21 protein-coding genes are annotated in these 21,296 nt (G+C 58.7%); 4 read left to right on the top strand and 17 right to left on the bottom strand.

Features of this window, described 5'->3' with window-relative positions; translation table 11 throughout:
* Positions 1-156: 156 nt before the first annotated feature.
* From AAC01S_RS03475 to AAC01S_RS03455, 5 genes are all read right to left on the bottom strand, one after another.
* Entirely contained in the window at positions 157-666 is a 510-nt protein-coding gene (locus AAC01S_RS03475; RefSeq protein ID WP_067618823.1) for a GNAT family N-acetyltransferase, read from the bottom strand.
* 472 nt (positions 667-1,138) lie between these two features.
* Entirely contained in the window at positions 1,139-1,528 is a 390-nt protein-coding gene (locus AAC01S_RS03470) for a VOC family protein (protein WP_067618820.1), read from the bottom strand.
* Positions 1,529-1,588: 60 nt separating this feature from the next.
* Positions 1,589-3,520, bottom strand: a complete 1,932-nt coding sequence (locus AAC01S_RS03465; protein ID WP_067618817.1) for a S9 family peptidase — start codon at positions 3,518-3,520, stop codon at positions 1,589-1,591.
* Complete coding sequence (locus tag AAC01S_RS03460) at positions 3,513-4,436, bottom strand: DMT family transporter (RefSeq protein WP_083511482.1); 924 nt, start codon at positions 4,434-4,436, stop codon at positions 3,513-3,515. The genes AAC01S_RS03465 and AAC01S_RS03460 overlap by 8 nt, the downstream gene beginning before the upstream one ends.
* Before the next feature lie 39 nt (positions 4,437-4,475).
* Positions 4,476-5,333 carry a DUF4097 family beta strand repeat-containing protein gene (locus tag AAC01S_RS03455; RefSeq protein ID WP_067618812.1) on the bottom strand — a complete coding sequence of 286 codons (858 nt, stop codon included), beginning with the start codon at positions 5,331-5,333 and terminating at the stop codon, positions 4,476-4,478.
* Positions 5,334-5,539: 206 nt separating this feature from the next.
* Here AAC01S_RS03455 and AAC01S_RS03450 point away from each other — a divergent pair, with 206 nt between their 5' ends.
* Positions 5,540-6,523: an aldo/keto reductase gene (locus AAC01S_RS03450; protein WP_067618809.1), complete on the top strand. Its 984-nt coding sequence runs from the start codon at positions 5,540-5,542 to the stop codon at positions 6,521-6,523.
* Between the two features lie 72 nt (positions 6,524-6,595).
* Here AAC01S_RS03450 and AAC01S_RS03445 read toward each other — a convergent pair whose 3' ends face one another.
* The 10 genes from AAC01S_RS03445 to AAC01S_RS03400 all read right to left on the bottom strand — a co-directional run bounded on the left by AAC01S_RS03445 (position 6,596) and on the right by AAC01S_RS03400 (position 15,759).
* Positions 6,596-7,612, bottom strand: coding sequence for an HD-GYP domain-containing protein (locus tag AAC01S_RS03445; protein ID WP_067618805.1), 1,017 nt, complete (start codon positions 7,610-7,612; stop codon positions 6,596-6,598).
* An 89-nt stretch (positions 7,613-7,701) separates the two neighbouring features.
* Positions 7,702-8,475, bottom strand: coding sequence for a bifunctional phosphoribosyl-AMP cyclohydrolase/phosphoribosyl-ATP diphosphatase HisIE (hisIE, locus tag AAC01S_RS03440; protein WP_067618914.1), 774 nt, complete (start codon positions 8,473-8,475; stop codon positions 7,702-7,704).
* Entirely contained in the window at positions 8,454-9,233 is a 780-nt protein-coding gene (gene hisF, locus AAC01S_RS03435; protein ID WP_067618802.1) for an imidazole glycerol phosphate synthase subunit HisF, read from the bottom strand. The genes hisIE and hisF overlap by 22 nt, the downstream gene beginning before the upstream one ends.
* Positions 9,227-9,982 (bottom strand): 1-(5-phosphoribosyl)-5-[(5-phosphoribosylamino)methylideneamino]imidazole-4-carboxamide isomerase, encoded by a 756-nt coding sequence (gene hisA / locus AAC01S_RS03430; protein WP_067618799.1) that lies wholly within the window; start codon positions 9,980-9,982, stop codon positions 9,227-9,229. The genes hisF and hisA overlap by 7 nt, the downstream gene beginning before the upstream one ends.
* Entirely contained in the window at positions 9,979-10,638 is a 660-nt protein-coding gene (gene hisH, locus AAC01S_RS03425; RefSeq protein WP_067618797.1) for an imidazole glycerol phosphate synthase subunit HisH, read from the bottom strand. Before hisH ends, hisA begins: the two co-directional genes overlap by 4 nt.
* Positions 10,635-11,249: an imidazoleglycerol-phosphate dehydratase HisB gene (hisB, locus tag AAC01S_RS03420; RefSeq protein WP_067618795.1), complete on the bottom strand. Its 615-nt coding sequence runs from the start codon at positions 11,247-11,249 to the stop codon at positions 10,635-10,637. Before hisB ends, hisH begins: the two co-directional genes overlap by 4 nt.
* Positions 11,246-12,514, bottom strand: a complete 1,269-nt coding sequence (gene hisD / locus AAC01S_RS03415) for a histidinol dehydrogenase (protein ID WP_370670804.1) — start codon at positions 12,512-12,514, stop codon at positions 11,246-11,248. The genes hisB and hisD overlap by 4 nt, the downstream gene beginning before the upstream one ends.
* Entirely contained in the window at positions 12,501-13,160 is a 660-nt protein-coding gene (gene hisG / locus AAC01S_RS03410; protein WP_067618788.1) for an ATP phosphoribosyltransferase, read from the bottom strand. The genes hisD and hisG overlap by 14 nt, the downstream gene beginning before the upstream one ends.
* On the bottom strand, positions 13,154-14,290 hold the full coding sequence (locus AAC01S_RS03405; protein ID WP_245630053.1) for an ATP phosphoribosyltransferase regulatory subunit: 1,137 nt from the start codon (positions 14,288-14,290) through the stop codon (positions 13,154-13,156). The genes hisG and AAC01S_RS03405 overlap by 7 nt, the downstream gene beginning before the upstream one ends.
* Positions 14,291-14,451: 161 nt before the next feature.
* Positions 14,452-15,759 carry an ABC transporter substrate-binding protein gene (locus tag AAC01S_RS03400; RefSeq protein ID WP_067618785.1) on the bottom strand — a complete coding sequence of 436 codons (1,308 nt, stop codon included), beginning with the start codon at positions 15,757-15,759 and terminating at the stop codon, positions 14,452-14,454.
* 152 nt (positions 15,760-15,911) lie between these two features.
* Between AAC01S_RS03400 and AAC01S_RS03395 the strand changes: the two genes are divergently transcribed.
* Positions 15,912-16,205 (top strand): hypothetical protein, encoded by a 294-nt coding sequence (locus AAC01S_RS03395; protein WP_067618783.1) that lies wholly within the window; start codon positions 15,912-15,914, stop codon positions 16,203-16,205.
* 177 nt (positions 16,206-16,382) lie between these two features.
* On the opposite strand, the gene ispG is transcribed toward AAC01S_RS03395, so the two are convergent.
* Positions 16,383-17,468, bottom strand: coding sequence for a flavodoxin-dependent (E)-4-hydroxy-3-methylbut-2-enyl-diphosphate synthase (gene ispG, locus AAC01S_RS03390; protein WP_067618779.1), 1,086 nt, complete (start codon positions 17,466-17,468; stop codon positions 16,383-16,385).
* 248 nt (positions 17,469-17,716) lie between these two features.
* Between ispG and AAC01S_RS03385 the strand changes: the two genes are divergently transcribed.
* Positions 17,717-18,922, top strand: a complete 1,206-nt coding sequence (locus AAC01S_RS03385) for an ornithine--oxo-acid transaminase (RefSeq protein ID WP_067618776.1) — start codon at positions 17,717-17,719, stop codon at positions 18,920-18,922.
* A gap of 103 nt (positions 18,923-19,025) precedes the next feature.
* Here the strand turns inward: AAC01S_RS03385 and cyoE are convergent, their stop codons facing one another.
* Positions 19,026-19,952, bottom strand: a complete 927-nt coding sequence (gene cyoE, locus AAC01S_RS03380) for a heme o synthase (RefSeq protein WP_067618773.1) — start codon at positions 19,950-19,952, stop codon at positions 19,026-19,028.
* Between the two features lie 260 nt (positions 19,953-20,212).
* Here cyoE and AAC01S_RS03375 point away from each other — a divergent pair, with 260 nt between their 5' ends.
* Positions 20,213-21,175, top strand: a complete 963-nt coding sequence (locus tag AAC01S_RS03375) for a glycosyltransferase family 4 protein (protein WP_067618770.1) — start codon at positions 20,213-20,215, stop codon at positions 21,173-21,175.
* Positions 21,176-21,296: the final 121 nt, after the last annotated feature.

The following is a 21,296-nucleotide window of genomic DNA, read 5'->3' as shown; positions in this document are numbered from 1 at the left end:
CCTTGGTCATCCGCGAATCTGCACGCCGGTCCATAACCTGGCGGGATTTCCCGAACACCTGATAGATACGCTTGGTGATTCGTTTGCGACGCTTTGTCCGTTCACTCTCTGAACGCCCGTGCCGCTCGTTACATCCTCGATTCGCTGTGTTCACCCTTATGGCCCAACATCAACTCCATGTGAACTGCGTCCTATGGACAAACTCTTACTCATCGTCCAAACTTCCAAAGTGACACCCTTATCTTTATGAACCAGTTCTTCGCCGGATTTCACGTAACCTAGGGATTGGTATAAATAAATATTCCTCGGCACCGAGTATCGAACTTTACACCAAATTTTCGGTTGCGCCTCCGCCTTCGCCAGTGACTCCAAGTGGAAAAGCAGCAACTTCGCAAAGCCCATACCTTGCCAACCCCGTCGAACTGCTAAGCGGTAGAAGTACACCCCCCCATCCTTCAAGCTGTAGCGAACGCATGCAACCGTTGAGCCTTCCACCGATCCTACCAATGCTTTCTCGTTTCCTGATTCTATGGCATCCCGAATATCGTCCACCGTTTCGCCTAAAGCACTTGATGAACCAGGGACAACCCTGTACTCCGAGTAAGCATCCATCATGATCAAATGAATGGCATTGGCGTCAGTTGATGTTGCCAGTCGAATGTCCACTTTGATCGCCTCCCGGAAGAAATGTATATTTATTCGATTATACTAATCATCACGCAGATCAAGGGCGTGGAATCCTGCATTTTTCGCTGAACACTCGAAACCTGCGTTGTAATCCTGGGGTATGGAAGCGACATCGGAAAAACTCCTGCGGTGCCGGTATGATCCCCCTTTCATGGCATGCCGCGTAATCCTGCTGTCCGTAGAAGGCAACCACTCGGTCGCCATGGGATCGCCCCGATACACTGGAACCTCTGAACCGATACTTATCGCACAGGCGAGAGTCTGGATGCAAACGTCGTGATGGCCGAGTGAAGGCAAGGTGATCTCGTGCCATTCCAGCCGCCTGGGTTGAAGCAGCCGTAAACTCAACGCTCTCCGATCCAAAGACGCATCACATCCCTTCGAACAGGGACAAACACTCCCCATGATCAAGCGATTCAGGTGACACCGCTGGCCCGATTGATTCGAGAATTTACATGGTACATATCTCCAAGGGTATTCCACTTGGATCGCGGAAGTAAAAGGCGTAATAATGTTCCGCATACTCAGGGTAGAATTCTGGCGCTTGTGTTACGAGTGCATCCAACGCCGATACCGCCTGATATAATTCGTCGACCTTCTCTTTGGAATCGGCAAGTAACGCAATATGGTCCAACCCGACATCGCGAACGAAGGCGTGATGTCGGCTGCCCACATCATGCCGAATCCATATATTGTGCCCGTCTCTGATGTAGGATTTGACGGACACGCCGTCTTCCACTTCTCGGAGATTGCATGTGAATCCGAGGCCGCCAAGGACTTCATCGTAAAACCTCTCCGAGACATCAAAATCCTTCACATTGAGAATGATGTGTGCTATCACACCACTCCCCTCCTTTCTTCGTCCGCACCATCTACACTGCTTGCAGATGCGCCTTGGAGATCAACTCAAGTTATCGATATGCACCGGATCGACGTTCGGGCTTGGCAAGCCAAATACGCGTGCGAAGAAATACCATTGTGCTTCGAGCGACCGTTTGGTGTTTTCAGCGCGCCGAAATCCGTGACCTTCGCCCTCGTACAGGAGGTACGCGACAGGCAATCCCTTCTCGCGAAGAACGTCGACCATGCGTTCCGCCTGGTTCGGGGGAACAACCTTGTCGTCCGCACCCTGGAAGAAGATGATGGGGCTGTTCAGTTGATCGACATGGTGGATGGGCGAGCGTTCCCGGAAGAGATGGATATCCTGCGGATAGCGGCCAATCAGTTGCTCGATGTACCTTGATTCAAACTTGTGCGTCTCTTTGGCCAGCAGTTCCAAGTCGCTGATGCCAAAATAGCTGGCGCCTGCTCGAAATGTGTCGCGGAACGTGAGAACCGCAAGCGTCGTGTAACCGCCGGCGCTGCCTCCTTCGATGGCGAGTTTGTCGCCGTCGACATCGCCGCGATTGACGAGAAACTGGGCGCCGAAACAACAGTCATCGAGATCCAACACACCCCACTGGCCCTGCAATCGATCCCGGTACGCCCTGCCATACCCCGTGCTCCCGCGATAATTGACGTCGAGCACGCCAAAGCCGCGCGACGTCCAGTACTGAATCCCTGGCCTGAACATCACGCTCGTCGCGCCGGTCGGTCCGCCGTGCGACATCACGAGCAGAGGCGGTTTTTCGCCCGGTCGTCCCGCGAAATCCGGATTGGTCGGCGGATAGTAGAACCCGTGGGCGACTTCGCCGCCGGACGTGGGGAATGTGAGCGTTTCGGGCCTCGAGATGAACGAGTCAGGCAGCCGATTCGCCGTCGATGGTTTCACGGTGGCGAGATCGGTCCAGCCCGGGCGCCATTCGCCAATGAATTCAGGTGTATCGATCGACGCGGCAAGGACGTAGACTGTGCCCGCTTCCGCCGCACAGACGGAAGCGAAACTGGTATATGGAAGATCGCACGGCGTCACGCGCCGGCTGTCGATATCAACGACGCAGAGTTTATCCAGTCCCTGTTCCACATAGCTCGCGACAATCTGGGACTCGCCGAGAAAATCGTACGTCGAGATGCCAAACGTCCACTGCGGCCTGCCGAATTCAGCTTCCATCGGCGCCATCGCGACATCCCCTGCTCCGTCGCCGAAACGATAGAGGTTCCACCATCCTGAGCGATCCGATACGTAATACAGTGAGCCTGCCGGGCTCCATCGCGGCTGCACGATGGACTCGCTTTCGCCGCCGGCGATCCGTCGAAGCTGGGACAACTGCCTGCCGTCCCAGTCCGCTATGTACAGGTATGTGCCGTTCCACGGCATGTTCGGGTGATCCCAGGCCGTGAACACCAGTCGACGGCCATCCGGACTGAGTCGAGGAGACGAGTAGAAGTCGTGGCCAGACGCGATGACGGCCGTCTCACCGGTCGCGATGTCGATGCAAACGAGCGTGTTTTCCGGTTCCCGATCCGAAAAGTGTTCCTCCATGACGCAAAGGATGCTGCCGCCCGCGATGACCAAGTCCGCGTAGCGTCGATGGCTCTCAGGCGTCACCGCCTGCGGCGCTTGCACGGCGCTGTCGTCGATGGCGACTTTGTAGATCCGTTGATCAGACGCGTTCACAAAATAGATGGCCTGGTCACCGATCGCGTAGGAACCTCCGCCGTACTCGTGCACGCGGGACGCTGCGCTGTACGGCTGCGGCAGGCAGTCGATCTCTTCCCCGCTTCGCGTGCGCCGGACAATCGTCGTCCGTCCGCCTTCCTGCGGGCGTCGTTCGGACCAATACAAACTATCCCCGACAGCGATGGGACTTCCCAACTTGACTTGCGTCGACACAATCCAGTCGGCGGTGATGGGCGACTCCCACGTTCCATACGCTTGTACGCGTTTACTCATTCGTTATGCCTCCTATGTCTGGCGCGTTCGCCGCCCTGGATTGAACGGCGCGGTTTCGCCCAAGAAACAGTGCTCCAAAAATCAAGACGCTTCCGACATAAAAGTACCATTCGGGGCGAACGTGCACGATCGCGATCGACAACAGCACACCAAAGATTGGCTGCAGGTAGAGCGTGATGGCGGCACTGGACACGTCGTGGTCCTGCAGGACGATGACCCACACCAAATAGGCGCCAGCGGTTGCCAAAACGCAGAGAAACAGCGCGCTGACGACAGCTGGCGTCGACAAATGCCGCGGAAAATGGTGGCCCGTCAACCAGAACAAGGGGATGCAGCCGATCCCGCTCGTGAGCAACATGACGGACGTCGCGACTGTCGGCGGAACATCCGCGGTCAGTCGGCCGGATACAGCGTTGTAGACAGCATAGCACAGCACGGCGATTAGCATGAGGACGTCGCCGAGCAAATAGCCGACAAAGCCAGGACGCGGGCACCCGGCGATCACCCACGCGCCGACAGCCGCAATGCCCATCGCGAACCACCGGACAGGGCCTAGTTTCGTGCGATAGAGCAGCGCCGCCACCAGCAGTGTGAACAGCGGTTCAAGCGCGATGGAGACTGCGCCGAGCGCCGGCGAAGATCTGTGAATGCCGATGGTTTCCAATGTGACGGGCACGGTGAAACCAAGCAGGCCAAGGATGGCTGTTCGCAAGAGTGAACGAAACGGAGGCAACGCCCCGGCCCGGCGTTTGTGGATCCAGATGAATGGCGAGAGGATGGCCCCTCCTATCAGCAAGCGGCACATGACGAGCAGTGTCGGCGCGATGGACTGCGAGGCGACACTCGTGGCCGGAAAGCTGCCGGACCAGATGAGATTCGCAAGAATCAGAAGCACGAACAAGAACCATTTTGGCATTCGCAAGTTGAGGGTTCCTCCACTGTCTGCTCTACATACCTATCCCTCGGACGCCTCGACATCGATGTTCCCATTGCGAGTCGACAACGTCGCTTGATATCTCCCTTTGCCCAGTTCGGCCGACATCAGATGGGGACCGCGGCGCACCCAGTGCACGTTGCCGTCGACGACGCCCATGGTCTTGGCGACCATTTTCAAGGATGGACGCCCCTTGATGTCGAACGAGATCGAACCGTTCACAGAGGTCATGCTGACATTTCCTTCGACGCTGGCGACATCGTCACTAACGTTGCCATTTACCGTCGAAAGCGTCACCGCGCCTTCGACTCGATGGACGACGACGGAGCCATTGGTCGACGCCACTTGCACTTGCCCAGCCAGGTCGGAGACCGTGGTGTCAGCATTGGCTGATTGTATTTTCAGGGCCACATTCTTCGGCACAACGATGCTCACGTCGAAGCGAGGCGACGGAAATCGCACATCGATGGGCTGTTTCATCGCCAATGTCATGATTCGCTTGCTGCTGTCCGCGGACACATGCCAGTTGTTCGAAAACTGCCGCGCCGCCGAAAGCCCTTTCGCCGTGCTGGCCCGATAGACGCCGTTGATGGCGACTTTGTGAATCGAAGGTGCACCCGTGATCGTGATGCTTCCGGCAGGAATGACGATATCGATCTCGCGAATAGAAGCAGGCAAAGCATATTGACGGGAGATGTGGTATTGCTGCACGGAACTGCCCGCCCGAAGGGGAGCGGTCGACGGCCGGACGTGCGCCAACGCCATCCGGGCGCGATACACGATGGCGTATCCGGCGAAGGCAGACACAAGCACGACGAGCACCGTCAGGCCGATAGCGACACCGAGCCCCGGATAGCCAGCAGGTTTCCTCCCACGCACGCCCTCAACCTCCCTATTCTCGACACGAAACGCTAGAGTTGGTTGAATCGTACCATCCAGACGAGATCGCGCGCAACCAAAGGACAGCCATTTGCATTTATGCCCACTCGGACACTACACTTTTCTCATCAGTACATACTGATTGGCCACGATTGGGCCATGGGTTTAGTCACGCTGATTGTCACGACAATTCGAGGAGGGTTCGCATGCAAACGCGTCAACTTGGCAACGGTCTACAGGTCTCCGCCATTGGACTTGGATGTATGGGCATGTCCGATTTCTACGCCAACCGCGATGATCAAGAATCGATTCGCACTATCGAATACGCGGTTGAACAAGGCATTACCTTCTTCGATACGGCGGATATGTATGGCGTCGGGGAAAATGAACGGCTCGTCGGCAGCGCGCTGAAGCCGTATCGGGACAACGTCATCATCGCGACGAAATTTGGCAACGTCCGGGCGGAAGACGGCACATTTCTCGGCATCAACGGCCGTCCAGAGTACGTCAAGGAAGCTTGCGACAAGAGCCTCAAGCGCCTTGGTGTGGACTACATCGACTTGTACTACCAGCACCGCGTCGATCCGTCTGTTCCTATTGAAGAGACCGTAGGGGCGATGGCCGACTTGGTTCGTGCGGGAAAGGTGCGGTATCTCGGATTGTCCGAGGCAGGGCCGCAAACGATCCGCCGCGCGCACAGGGTCCATCCCATCGCTGCGCTGCAAACCGAGTACTCGCTCTGGAGCCGCGACGTCGAGGACGAAATCCTGCCGACGGTTCGCGAACTCGGAATTGGATTCGTCGCGTACAGTCCGCTCGGCCGCGGTTTCTTGACGGGGCAAATCAAACGGTTCGAGGATTTGGCGGAAGACGACTACCGCCGCTTTTCGCCTCGGTTCCAAGGTGAAAACTTCAAAAAAAACCTTGAGCTCGTGGAAAAAATCGAATCGCTCGCGAAGGAAAAAGGCTGCACCCCAGCCCAGCTCGCCATCGCATGGCTGTTGGCGCTCGGCGACGACATCGTGCCGATTCCTGGGACAAAGCGGCGCAAGTACCTCGAGGATAACCTCGGCGCGCTCGAAGTCACGGTGACCAAGGATGATTTGGCGGCGATCGACGCCATCGCCCCGAAGGGCGCAGCTGCCGGAACGCGCTATCCAGAAGCGAACATGCAGACGTTGAACCGCTGATGTCGACCGCTGCGGAATCGAAAGTCCAATAAGTTGGCTTACGCGGAGCGCGGGTGCACACACCTGCGCTCTTCACTGCGTTTGCAGCGCCGGGGTCGCGTCGACAATGCGGATGTCCCGTTGAACGGCGAGATCGACAAATTGGCGGCCGACTTGCACGAGCGGGCGCGTCGGCTCTTTGTCGTTCAGCAAGACGACACGAGCGCGCCGGCCATCCGACAACAGCACTTCGGTGCCAATCAAATCTTGCAGGAGCTTCGATACGAACGTCTGCAGGATGACCGGATCGAACAAGCCGAACTGTCCTTCGTACAGCTCGGACAGGACTTGAAAAAAGGGCAGCGCGTCTTTGTACACGCGCTTGGACGCCATGGCGTGAAAGACGTCCGTGACGGCGACGAGTTTCGCGAATTCGTGGATCTCCCCGCCGGTGAGCTTTTGCGGATATCCTGATCCGTCGATCCGCTCATGATGCTGCAACGCCACTTTCGCCTGTTCCTCAGAGATGCCCTCCGTCTGCTGCAGCAGTTGGTAGCCAAACACCGTATGCCGCTGCATGATGATATACTCCGATTCGGTCAGGCGACTCGGCTTCTGCAAAAGTTCCGGAGGGATCTTCGCCTTCCCGACGTCGTGCAGCACTGCGGCAACCGACAGCCGCTCGAGCTTGTCGTCATCGAACTTCAGCCACTTTCCCAGCATCGTGGAAAGCACCGCAACCCCGATGGAGTGCGTCAACGTGTACTCGTCGTGGTTGCGCAGCATTCGGAGGAGTTCTGGGAGGTCCGACATTTCCGCCATCCTTCGAATGGTGGGCAGCAGATGTCGGCGAACGGGTTCGAGATGGACCTTGGTCTGGCAGCGAGCGTGGAAAAACACCTCGTCCATCGCTTCCAACGAACCGTCCACCAGATGTTGCAGATCCTCCGCCCCCAAGTGAACGTCTTCGCGAATCGTATGGTTGCCGATTTTGCGAACCAAAGCTTCGGTGATGACCGTGTTCCGAGCAATCAGGACAACGCCGTGCTCATCCACAATGTCGTGTTCCAACACTTGTCCGATCTGTTTGAGCAACGTATAAGCGCGCATGGAACTCCCTCCGGATGTCACTCATCGTTGCCCATAGATTAGTCCAAGAGGGATAACACGTCCACATGATTTTCGCACTTTTTCGCCAATTATCGCGACTCGCGCGAGTTTAACACAGCAAACACGTCCTCGGGCGATGTGCCGACCGCGCGCCACAGGACCAACAGATGGTAGATCAAATCTGCGGACTCTGTGGCGACGTGACGACCTGCGCCAGTCAACTCCGCCCGCAGCGCGGCCAACGCGACTTCCGTGGCTTCCTCGCCGACCTTCTTGCCGATTTTTTCAGCGCCGTGATCGAAGAGATAGGACGAGTATGATCCTTCCGGCCGATCCCGATAGCGAGCGTCGATGGTCTCCCAGAGCTTGCTCAGTTGCCCCCAGTCCGCCGCGGCCGACGCAGGCTCAGGTGACGGCCTCATCTCGGCGGGCTGCGCGGGTATGGCAGTCAACTGTGCGGCCGTCGACGGGTCGGCGCTGTTCGCCGACGATGGATCGACGATCGCCTCCGCGTAGGTCAACCGTCGGTGGAAGCAGGACGTCTCGCCGGTGTGGCATGCCGGCCCCTCCGGTCGAACCAAGTAGAGCACCGTGTCGCCGTCGCAATCGAGACGAATCTCCACCACGCGCTGCACATGGCCCGACGTCGCGCCTTTGTGCCAGTATTCCTGCCGGGATCGACTCCAGAACCAGGATTGTCCAGTCGAAAACGTCCGCTTCAACGCCTCGCGATTCGCATAGGCGAGCATCAGCACGTCTTTCGTGTCCACGTCCTGCACCACCACCGGCACCAGGCCCGTCGATTTGTCGTAGCGGACGGCGGCGAGATCGATCCCGCCCTTCACAGCGCGTTGTTCAGCCATCGAATCGGCACTCCCCTTTCACGCAGGTACGCCTTGACCTCGCGGACGCTGGTCTCGGCGAAATGGAACACGCTTGCGGCAAGCGCGGCGTCGGCCTGTCCCTCGGTCAACACGTCGTAAAAGTGCTCTTTGCGGCCAGCTCCGCCGCTGGCAATGACAGGTACGCCGACCGATTCCGCCACTCGTCTCGTCAACTGCAAATCGAAGCCGTCGCGCGTGCCATCCTGGCGAAAACTGGTCAACAGGATTTCGCCTGCGCCGAGTTGTTCGGCCTGTTTGGCCCATTCCATCACGCTGGCCCCCGTTGTGACCTTGCCGCCCTGAATCATCACTTCGTAGTCGCCCGTGGCCGGGTTCAAATTGGCGTCGATCGCGACGACCACACACTGTTCGCCAAATCGATGCGCGGCTTCCTGAATCAGCCTCGGGTTGCGGAACGCGCCGGTGTTCATCGACACTTTGTCCGCGCCTGCGAGCAGCAGGTTGCGCACGTCGTCGACCGCGGACACGCCCCCGCCTACCGTCAGGGGAATATTCGTCTGTGCCGCCACTTGTTCGACCACCCGGCGCGTCGCCAGCCGCCCTTCGCCGGAAGCGGAAATGTCGAGCAGCACCAGTTCGTCCGCGCCCGCATCGCAATATTGTTTCGCGAGCGCAACCGGATTTCCGGCGTCCCGGCGATCATTCAAAAACCCGACATGCTTGACCACACGCCCGTCCAGCACGTCGAAACACGGGATGATCCGTTTCGTCAACATGCTCCCGAACGCTCCTTCAATTGGTGCAGGACTTCCGCCAAGTCGACGTGCCCGTCGTACAGGGCCTTCCCGACGATCGCGCCGCTCAATCCTGCTTCCGCAGCCGCGAAAATGTCGTCCGGACCCGCGATGCCCCCACTGGCGATCGCCTGCAGGCCCGCCTGCTGAACGGACAAGGCCAACTCCAGATTCGCCCCGGTTCCGGTGCCGTCCCGATCCACATCTGTCACCAAGGCATGCACGACGCCGATGCGGGCGAGATCGGCGGCGAGATCGACGATGGGGGTGTCGGTTTGTTCGAGCCAGCCCGTCACGGCGAGCTTGCCGCCGCGGCCGTCGAGACCGGCGACGATCCGCTCGGACCCAAACGTTTCAACGAACGAAGCCATCAACGGGATGTCGCGCGATACGGTGCCCAGCACGACGCGCTCGACACCGACGTCCAGCCAGCGCGCGATCGCGTCGCGATCGCGAATGCCGCCGCCAACCTGAACGGATACCCCGAACGAACGCGCAGTCTCTGCGATGGCTTCGACGGCGGCGCGATTGACGCTGCGGCCGTCTTTGGCTCCGTCGAGATCCACCACATGCAGGTAACGCGCCCCGGCGCGGCACCAGGTTTCGGCGACCGCGGCGGGAAAATCGCTGTAGTCGGTCTTCCGGCCGTAATCCCCCTTCTGCAAGCGGACGCACTGACCGCCGAGAATGTCGATTGCAGGATAGAGCGTGAACGCCGTGTTCGCCGTCATGCTAGCACCTCCCGGGTTTGGCTCTGTGTACACAGACGAACGAAATTGCGCAAAATGGTCTCGCCGACGTCGCCGCTCTTTTCCGGATGGAACTGCGTGCCCATGACGCTGCCGCGACCCACGACCGCTGGCACCACCGTATCGCCGTAGGTGGCGGAGGCAAGCACGTCCTCTGGCCGTTCGGCCTGGACGACGTACGAGTGCACGAAATAGACGTAGTCGCCGACGCTCACCCCAGTCAGCAACGGGTGGTTGGAAGCGACGTGATCGAGATTGTTCCATCCCATGTGCGGAACTTTCACACCTTGCCCAAAGCGGACGACGCTGCCAGGCAACAGCCCCAGTCCGTCGTGGCGCCCGTGCTCCGTGGAATAGTCGAACAGCAGCTGCATACCTAAGCAGATGCCGAGGAGAGGAACGCCCTTTTCGGCAGTGTCGCGGACGATAGGAATGAAACCGGTGTGACGAAGCTGGAACATCGCGTCACCAAAGGCGCCGACCCCCGGTAAAATCACGCCGTCCACGCGGATGCCCTGGCGCGCGGCCCGTTCCCACGCCGTCGCGTCGCCAATCACCACCGTGTCCGCGCCAGCGCGGGCCAAACCGTGCTGGACGGAGTGAAGGTTGCCGATGCCGGGATCGAGGATGGCGATCATTCGAGCACCCCCTTCGTGCTCTGCACCCCTTGCCCGCGCACCTCGACGGCTTCGCGCAAGGCCGCGCCGAACGCCTTGAACAGGCCTTCGACCATGTGGTGGTTGTTCTCGCCGTACAGAACCGCCAAGTGGAGTGCCATCCTGCCCTCGTTGGCCACGGATTTGAAGAACTCTGCGACCAGTTCTGTGGGAAACGTCCCAATCCGCTCATGGGTGAACGCCGCTTGCAACACGAACGCGGGGCGACCGGACAAATCGAGGACGGCCCGGGCCAAGGTCTCATCCATGGGCGTGTGACGCTCGCCGTACCTGCGAATGCCGCGCTTGTCGCCCAGCGCGGCGGCGATGGCTTTGCCGAGGCACAAGCCGATGTCCTCGACCAGGTGGTGATCGTCGACGTCGACGTCGCCGTCCGCCTGAATGTCGAGATCGAAGGAGCCGTGCGCGGCAAACAGATGGAGCATGTGGCGTAAAAACGGCACTGGAAAATCGAGTTTCGCCTGCCCGGATCCGTGTAGGTTCAGCGCCAACTGAATTTGCGTCTCGCCCGTCTCGCGGCGAATGGATGCTCGGAACGTCGGCGCGTCCGGCTTCGTTCCCTCAACGGTCATCGTTCTTCCTCCTCCCGAATCAGAACCGCGCGCGCGTGCGCTTCCAACGCTTCAGCCCGCGCCAGTTGGACGATGTGCGACGCGTGTTTGGCGAGCGTCTCTCTGCTGTACGCGACGACGCTCATCCGCCGCAGAAAGTCGTGCACACCCAGCCCGCTCGCGTAACGCGCGCTGCCATGCGTGGGCAGCACGTGATTCGTACCTGCAAAATAGTCACCGACTGGTTCGGGGCTGTACGCGCCGAGAAACACCGCCCCAGCGAAACGAATACCGGGCAGCAACCGCTCCGGTTCGGCGACCAGCAACTCCACGTGCTCGGGCGCGATCTCGTTCAACAACTCGACGCCTTCGTCCAAACTCGCGATGTGCACGAGCGCCCCCCACCGATCCAAGGCCTGCCGAGCGATGTCAGCCCGCGGCAACAACGCGACCTGCCGCTCAAGTTCGTCCGCGACCCGAGCCAACAACGCGGCCGAAGTGCTGAGGCAGATGGCGCCAGCCTCTGGATCGTGCTCCGCCTGCGCCAGCATGTCGGCGGCGACATAGCGCGGATTCGCCTCCTCATCCGCGAGAATCGCCACTTCGCTTGGCCCTGCGATGGCGTCGATCCCGACATCCCCCATGACCGCCTTTTTCGCCAGGGCCACGTACAGATTGCCTGGGCCGACGATCTTGTTGACGCGCTGGATGGACTGCGTCCCGTAGGCCAACGCCGCGATGGCCTGCGCGCCGCCAATGGCGTAGACTTCCTCCACGCCAAGCAGTTGGGCCGCCGCCAGCACGTCGCGGTGCGGCAACCCGTCTCCACCGGGCGGCGAAACGAGCACAATCTCGCGAACACCCGCTACCTGTGCGGGGATGACGTCCATCAACACCGTCGAAGGGTACGCCCCGCGACCGCCTGGCGCGTACACGCCAACTCTGTCCATCGCCCGCCACAAGAGGCCAAGCTGCTCACCGTCGTCCCCGTACAAGGTGAAATCTTCGGGCCACTGCGCTTCGTGATATCTGCGGATACGCGCCGCGGCCTGTTCCATAGCCAGCCGCGTCGCCTCCGGCATGGCCTCGAGCGCTTGCTTGAGCGCCGATTCGGGCACGCGCAGCGAAGCGGGCCACTGTCCGTCCAATTCCTTTGTCCACGCTTGCAGCGCAACATCGCCTCGACGGCGAACGTCCTCGATAATTTCGGCGACGCGCGCCGCCGCCTGCGGATTCGCCGACGTCACACGCTGCCAGTTGAATTCTTCGCGTTCAACCACCGACAGTCCCACGCGGATCCCCCTCTCGCTTGCGAACCTGTTCTGCTAAACGTGCCGTCATCTCTTGAACGATATCGTGCTTCATCCTGTAGCTCGAGCGATTGGCCACCAGGCGCGCGGATATGTCGTACACTTCGTCAAACACGACCAGTCCGTTGGCATCGAGTGTGGCGCCGGTCTGGACGAGATCGAAGATCCGATCCGTCAGCCCAATCACACTCGCCAACTCAATCGATCCCGACAGCGGCACAATCTCGACGGAATGGCCGAGACGCCGGAAGTAGTTGTCCGCGAGTTTCGGGTACTTGGTGGCGACCCGGCGCGGCTGCGTGTCTCGATCCTCCGGACGTCCCGCCACACACAGGCGGCAGGAGGCAACGCCGAGATCCAGCAACTCGTACATCTCTTTGCCCTGTTCGAGCAGCACGTCCTTGCCGACGACCCCGACGTCCGCCACGCCGTACGCCACGTACGTCGGCACATCGGCAGGCTTCGCCAGGAGATACCGCAGGCATTCGTGCCCCGCCCAAGGCACTTCGAACACCAAGGCCCGGCTGTCGTCCATGTCCGCCGGGACCGGAATGCCCGCGTCGCGCCAAAGCGGCAACAGGTCATCCACCGTGCGCCCTTTCGCCAGCGCAATGGTCACCATCCGCTATCGCCTCCATGTCCGCCGTCTTCCCCCATGGCGGCGAGCGCAGCCATCGTTCGCTCCACTTCAAACGTGAAACCTATCGCCGGCGCCGGCGCTCCGAATTGCCCAAGCAGTTCGTCATACCGCCCGCCCAAGGCGATGGGCGCACCCACGCCGTGCGCGAACACTTCAAACACGATGCCCGTGTAGTAGGACATATCTCTGTGAAGGGTGAGATCGAACGTGACCCAGTCGGACAACCGCGCCTGATCGATCACGTCGGCCAGCTCGCACAACGTCCGCCACGCCGCGTCGAGGCCGGCGATGGCGGGCGCGGCTTCGCGCTCTTCGCCGAGCCACGGACGAAACGCACAGAGCAGACGCGATGCCCGATCCGCCGGATCGGCTCCCGACTGACGGTGAGGGGACAATTGCTGAAGCGCCGTCAGCATCGAAGCACCGCTTGCTTCTGCGTCGCTTATTTCCCGGGCGATCAACTGCTCAAACGCCACGTAATCGCCGTTTGTCAGACATTCGAGAAGCGCGTGAACCGCCGACTCCTCAACGCCGAGCACCTGCAACAGCAACGGAACAAAATGCGCGTGGCTGACCACAATCTTCGCGTCGGAAATGCAAAGGCGCATCGTCGCCTCGTGCAGCATGGAGAGGACGCTCGCGTCGGTTTCAACGCCCGTCCTGTCGCCAATCCACTCGACGCCGACCTGCGTCGACTCGGCCGCCTTGCCGCTCGCCCACGACAGCGAAGCCGGATCGGCCGTGCGGCGATACACTCGCTCGCAATAGCACCATTTGATAGGCGTGCGATGATTCGCCACCCTCGGCGCCGCCATCCGCGCAATGGACGGCGTCATCTCCGGCCGCAAAGCAATTGCGTTGCCGCCGCCGTCGAACAGTTGTATCCAGTCGCGCGAGGTCTCGTTCGATCTCGCCCGCAGCAGCGTATCCACATATTCAAAGACGCCGCTCGTCACCAGTTCGTAGCCCATCTCTTCGAAAAATCGCAGTAACTTCGACTCTATCGCGCGGCGGCGCTTCGCGAAGTCCGGGTACCCATCCTGCATGCCCATGGGCCGTTCCGCGAATCCTTGCCCCAGCCCATTCGATTCCATCCAATCACGCTGCACCACTGCTGTTGTCACCACGCTTTAGTTCGCTAATGTATTAAAGCATAATGGAGATAGGATTGGATTGCAACAATCCGTTTCCGGCGGACAGACGGCCAAAAGCGCGCGGGATGGAGTCCCAAACCCGCCATCCCGCCGATTGCGGGCCCTGCTGACTCAAGCGTTTATTGACTGGAAAGCGCCTCATCGACTTGTTGCACCATATTCACCATGGTTGCGTTCAACGTCTGTTTTCCCGCGATATAGTTGCCAATCTGCGTGTCGATCTCAGAGATGGCCGAGGACATCGTGGCGACGCGCGGTTCATAAAACGCGTACTTGGCCGAATCCGCCGCGACCCCTGCGTTTGGATGTGTCTTGACAAACGACTTCCATGCCGGCGTCTGAAGCGCGCTGTTCGTCATCGGCAGATATCCAGTGTTCTCCGCCCACGCCACGGTCGTCTTGTCGGAGAGGAGATATTCGATGTACTTGATGGCCGCCGCCTTTTGCAGCGCCGTCACCTGCTTGAACAAGACGACGTTCGTCCCGCCGCTGCTCACCGCGTGCGTCGTCCCTGCGGGCAGCGGAGCAGACGCGTAATGAAGTTTGGGATTGGTGAGATAGGCGACCCCTGCGGATGAATCGAAATCCGTCGCGTACGATCCGTCGTTAAATCCGTCGGTGATGTACGCGTTGGCACTGACCACCGAAACGGCGCCGTCACCCGTATGGGCCAGTTGGTACATGAAACGAAGCGCCTTTCTGCCTGCGGCCGTATCAAACGCGGGTTTGGTTTCGGCGGCGTTCAACACGCTGCCCCCTTCTTGGTGAAGCAAGGTCTCCCATGTGTAGTAATCGTCCTGCATGCCAAATCCCGCCACACCTGTCTTCTTCTTGATTGTCGCGGCATCCTGCTGGAGCTGGGCCCACGTCTTCGGAGCGCGCTGAATTCCTGCTTGCTTGAAGAGAGCCGTGTTGTAATAGAGAACGTAGACGGATCGGTTGAATGGGACGGATACGAGTTGGCCGTTGTACGAATTGTCTTCCTTCCACCCCGGAATGATATCGTCGACCAGCGACTTCGGCAGCAGATCTCCGAGCGGTTGGAGCAAATGGTTCTGATAGAACTCCGTCTCCCAGGTATCCTGTACCTGCGCGATGGTTGGTTCGTTGTGCGCGGCCACTGCGGCCGTCAACTTGTCCTGAAGGGCCGGATAGTTCCCTGTGAATACCAGGTTCACCTTGATACCTGGGTTCGCCTTTTCGAACTGCGTGGTCAATTTTGTCAGTTCCTTGCCGAAATTCCCATCCATCGCCTCGTAGAACGTAATGGTTACGGGACCTTGGCTCGCTGCGGCATTCATCGGTGGGGTTGTCGTTTGGTTGTCGGCACGTGCGTCGGGCAAGGTTGCGGCGCAAGCGACGGACAAAACAACTGCTGCCCCAACTGTGCCAAGGGTGATCGCAGATTTTTTCCAGGCGCGCTTCATCGTTTCTCTCCCCCATGTGTTTGTCTCCGTTCAGTTTCCACTATAGATTGACTTTCCGCAGAAAGGTAGGCAGCCCTTGGAAATCCCAAATGGGCTACATGGCTGGATTTCGGGAGGGGACACTAGGAAAAACGGAGGAGGGCTGTTTGCGCATGGCTGTCGAAAACGAGAGGAACTGGTTTTCACCCATTTTTGGCTGGCAAGAAAACAATCTCAAAACGATGCACGATCACTATGACGTGTACGTCAACGACGACTTCATCGGCGAAAAAGTGCTCGTCACCCCTTCGGAAAGCGTCGAAGATATCGCTTCGTATCTTCGTCGCTGCGGCTTCCAAGGCTTTGACACCAACCTCGACGGCGACCATTATCACATCGGCGCGGAGAGCGAGGAGGTCGCGGAAGCCATCAAGGGACAGCTGAGAGCCTTCCTGGCGACTCGCTGACGCATGAGCGTGCCCCCGAAACCGGCGACAGGCGGCCGACAAGCAGAGAATTCCCGTTAAAGACAAAAGGAGCCGACCGAGGAAAATCCCCCCTCGGTGGCCCCGGTTTTGACACCGACTGACCCAGTTGCAGAAGTTAGTTTTGGAAGTGTTACGGAAAAAGCCATGCGCTTTCGATCAAACAATCGAACCCGTCTCGGCATACCGCTTCGCCATGATGTCGATTTCCTTCTTCAACTCGGATACGAGTTCAGCTTCTGGAATCTTTCTGACCACTTCGCCCTTGCGGAACAGCAATCCTTCGCCGCGTGCGCCCGCGATGCCAATGTCGGCTTCGCGCGCTTCACCCGGTCCATTCACGGCGCAGCCCAACACCGAGACCTTGATGGGTGCTTTGATGTTCTGCGTATACGCTTCGATCTCGTTCGCGATACTGATGAGATCGATATCGATTCGCCCGCACGTCGGACACGACACGATGGTCACGGCGTCCGAAACGATATGGAATGTCTTCAGCAATTCGCGGGCAACCTTGATTTCTTCGACAGGATCCGCGGACAGCGAAACGCGGATGGTGTTGCCAATGCCCATGCCCAACAGCGTGCCGAGTCCCGCCGCGCTTTTAATGGTTCCGCTGAACAGCGTTCCCGATTCCGTGATGCCGAGGTGGAGCGGGTAGCGGAATCGCTCAGCCGCCAGGCGGTACGCCTCGATGGCAAGCGGCACATCCGACGCCTTCATCGAAATGATGATGTCGTCAAAATCGAGATCTTCCAGTATCTTTACGTGGTGTTCCGCGCTTTCCAACATGCCTTCAGCGGTCGGATAACCGTACTTTTCGAGTATATGTCTCTCCAAAGAACCTGCGTTGACTCCGATGCGAATCGGAATGCCGCGTTCCTTACACGCCTTGACAACTTCTTCGACCTTCTCGCGCTTGCCAATATTGCCCGGATTGATACGCACTTTATCGATGCCGTTGCGGATTGCTTCCAAGGCAAGACGATGATCGAAATGAATATCTGCGACCAACGGAATATGAATCTGCCGCTTGATGTCCTTGATAGCTTCCGCAGCGTCTCGGGTATTGACTGTCACGCGCACGACTTGACACCCAGCGTCTTCCAAACGATGAATCTGCTCGACCGTTCCCTTTACGTCAGCCGTCTTTGTCATCGTCATGCTTTGAATGATGACCTGGTTGCTTCCGCCAATGACGACGTCCCCGACGCGTACCGGCTTTGTATCTTCGCGACGATACATTTTTCATCGTCTCCCCGTATGTCATCTGAATACCCAAACACGATCTTATCGAAATTATACGAGCTGTTCAACCACAAACTACAGGAATGAACGGAGCGGTGGCCGCGCTTCCTTGGTCAAGCCTGGTTGAAGCCGCGGGATCGATGGCGGATAATGAGGCAATAAAGCCCTCAACGCTTTGCCTGCCGTCATCGCCCGCACCCCAATGGATGCGATTCACGCTCCAACATTTTGAGGAGGAATGTCAGATGGCAGCCGTACCGTCCACGTCACAACAGTTGATTGAACTCACCGAGCGATTCGGTGCGAGCAATTATAAACCTCTGCCCATCGTGATCGAGCGCGCGGAAGGCATCTGGGTTGAAGATCCAGAAGGCAACCGGTACATGGATATGTTGAGCGCGTATTCCGCACTCAACCAAGGCCACCGCCATCCGCGCATCATTCGCGCGTTGAAGGAACAGGCGGACAAGGTGACATTGACCTCGCGCGCTTTCCACAGCGTCACCCTGGGCCCATTTTACGAAAAGTTGGCCGCCCTGACCCAGAAGGACACCATCCTGCCGATGAACACCGGTGCCGAAGCGGTCGAAACGGCCGTAAAAGCAGTCCGCCGCTGGGCATACGACGTCAAGGGCATTCCCGCCGGCCAAGCGGAAATTATCGTCAGCGCAGGGAATTTTCACGGCCGCACGATCACGGCGGTCTCGATGTCGTCGCATCCCGAATATCAGCGCGGCTTCGAACCGTTGACGCCAGGCTTCAAGGTCGTACCGTACGGCGATCTCGACAGGCTCAAAGCGGCCATCACACCCAACACAGCCGCTTTCATCACGGAGCCCATCCAGGGCGAAGCAGGCATCGTCATTCCGCCGAACGGCTTTCTCCGCGACGCGTATGCTGCCTGCAAAGCCGCGAATGTGCTGTTCGTCGCCGACGAGATCCAGACCGGTTTCGGCCGAACCGGCCAAATGTTCGCATGTGACTGGGAAGAGGTTGTACCAGATGTGTATATCCTCGGCAAAGCGCTTGGCGGCGGCGTGTTCCCCGTCTCTGCCGTCGCCGCGAACCGCGATATTCTCGGCGTCTTCGAACCCGGTTCGCACGGCTCCACGTTCGGCGGAAATCCGTTGGCCGCGGCCGTTGCGATCGCGTCGATGGAAGTGATTGTCGATGAAGATCTGCCCAAACGCTCTCGCGAACTCGGCGCCTATTTCCTAAATGAGTTGCGCAAAATCGAAAACCCGCACATCGTTGAAGTGCGGGGCCGAGGCTTGTTTATTGGACTGGAACTCGACGAGCCCGCGCGCCCCTACTGCGAGCGGCTCATGCACAGAGGGCTCCTTTGCAAAGAGACGCACGACAATGTCATTCGCTTCGCTCCGCCGCTGACCATCGCCAAAGCCGATCTCGACGACGCGGTGAGGCGCATCCGGAGCGTGTTGGAAGCATGACGATTTCAGCCGTTGTGATGTTCATGTTCCAAACATCACGCTGCGACAGCCGCGTTTGTGTACCGCGGCTGTCGCGTCACGACGGTCATCAGAACCACTCACGTCAGAACAGCGATACCGAAAGCACCATCACGATGCACAAGGCCGTCAAATAAATGAGCGAAAAACGGAACACCTTGTTGGCCCACACCAAATCCTGATCCGGTTTGACAAAGAGTCCTTGAATCGCCATGTACAAGAAGATAAGGCCCAATACGGCCATGACGATAAAGTAAATCCAGCCTTCCGCGTGCAGGGTGGTCAGCATCAACGACACCGGAACCATCGCCGCCGTATAGACGACAATCTGCCGCTTCGTCTCGCGGAAACCGCGGACGACCGGCAACATGGGGATACCCGCCGCGCGATAGTCCTCCGTCTTCTTCATCGCGAGCGGCAGAAAATGCGGAGGCTGCCACAAGAAGAAGGTGAAGAACACGCACCAAGCCGTCAGCGGCAAGGAGCCGCCGCTGCCCGCCGCCCAACCGATAAGCGGCGGCATCGCGCCGGAAACCCCGCCGAGAACGGTGTTCAGGGTCGTATGGCGTTTAAACCACACGGTATACAAATACGAGTACACGAAGAGTCCGACAAACGCGCATGCCGCCGCTTGCAAATTGACGAAATAGAACAGTACGAAGAGCCCGACCACACTCATCGACAGGCCGATGCACAGCGCGATACCAGGGGCCACCTTGCCGACGGCGACGGCGCGTTTTTTGGTGCGGGCCATGTGTTGGTCGATGTCGCGATCGTAATAGTTGTTCAACGCCGCCCCGCCTGCGACGACGAGCGTCGTGCCGAGAAGCGTGAAGAAAAGTATCGCCAGCGGCGGATGCCCGTGTGAGGCAGCCCACATTCCAGCAAACGTCGCCATCAGGTTGGCGATGGTGATACCCCACTTCATAATCGACATATAATCACGAAAGGTCGCCCTTGGCGCATCAAGTCCATTCAGCGATTCGTCGTAAGCGACTCCATTGGCCTGCATATGCTCACTCCCTTGAGGACCTAGTAACCGTCCACTCCAGATCACCACACTATGTTTGCAGAGCCTGGACAGAAAAACAATGATTTCGCGTGAAATGTCATGCAAACGACAAACATCGAAATTCGCCCAAGGACCGAGCAAAATATGAATTTATTGACTTAGCATTCAGAAAAACACCAGAAAGATACGAAACCAGTATAGCCGTCCATTCTGTGGTTTAGTATAATGCTCGTGAATTGTCACTCAGAGGAGAGGACACTATGCCGCTGTGGCTTTCAGGCGTGATTGCCTTTCTGATCGCGTTTTTATTGGCCCCGCAATTGAGAAGACTAGCGATTAAGTGGAAATTTGTCGATCTGCCGAACGATCGCAAAATCCATCGCGACCCACTTCCGCTGCTCGGTGGCGGAGCGATTTTAGCTGGGTTCATCGCATCGTGCGTATTCGGATTTGTTTGGGACAATTGGTTGAATACGCCTTATATCGGCGTCATGATTGGCGCGCTCATGCTGTTTGGCATTGGGCTTCTGGACGACTACTACAAGACGCGCGGCAAGGATTTTTCCGTTTCCGTGCGATTTGCTGTGCAAATCTTGGCAGCGTTGCTCATTCCGCTGTTTGGCGGCGGCATTCAAGGATTTACGTCGCCGTTTGGCCATCACCATTTCATCGCGTTGCCAACGGCCCTTTCCGTCGTGCTTACGGTACTCTGGGTGGTCGGCGTGACGAACGTCTTCAACTTTCTCGACGGCGTCGATGGACTCGCGGCGGGGATTGCCGCAATTTCCGCGACCACGCTGTTTTTCATCGCGTTAATTAAGGGCGACGCCCTGTCCGCGTGGTTCGCTATCGCTGTCACGGGCGCCGCTATCGGATTTTTGCGCCACAACTTCTATCCGGCGCGAATCATCATGGGCGACGCCGGTTCCACCGTCCTCGGCTATTTGCTGGCGGCCATTGCGTCGGTCGGCGCGTTCAAGTCGGCGACGGTGATTTCGATTGGCGTTCCTATCCTTGCACTCGGTGTGCCGATCTTCGACGCCGTACGCGTCGTCCTCGTCCGAGCGCGGGCTGGCAAGCCGGTGTACAAACCAGATCAAAGCCACGTGCACCACTGGCTGCTCCGCTCCGGTTTGACGCAGGTGCAGACCGTGACGGTCGTCTACCTCATCAGCGCATGTTTCTCGCTGGCGTCGATGATTGTCCTGTTGTTGAATCGCTGAGCATTCGCGAAAAGGTACACTTGCGAAAAGCACATTCGCGAAGTTTACGGGCGCATGGCCGACGGTCGCTGGAGAGATTCGGCGACGCGGGGGTCACGCGCCTTTTGTTTATGATAAGGAG

Origin of the sequence: Alicyclobacillus acidiphilus NBRC 100859, from assembly GCF_001544355.1 — a bacterium.
GTDB classification, from domain to species: Bacteria; Bacillota; Bacilli; order Alicyclobacillales; family Alicyclobacillaceae; genus Alicyclobacillus; species Alicyclobacillus acidiphilus.
Note: the sequence above shows the minus strand (reverse complement) of the source record. Positions and strands in the feature narration are given on the sequence as shown.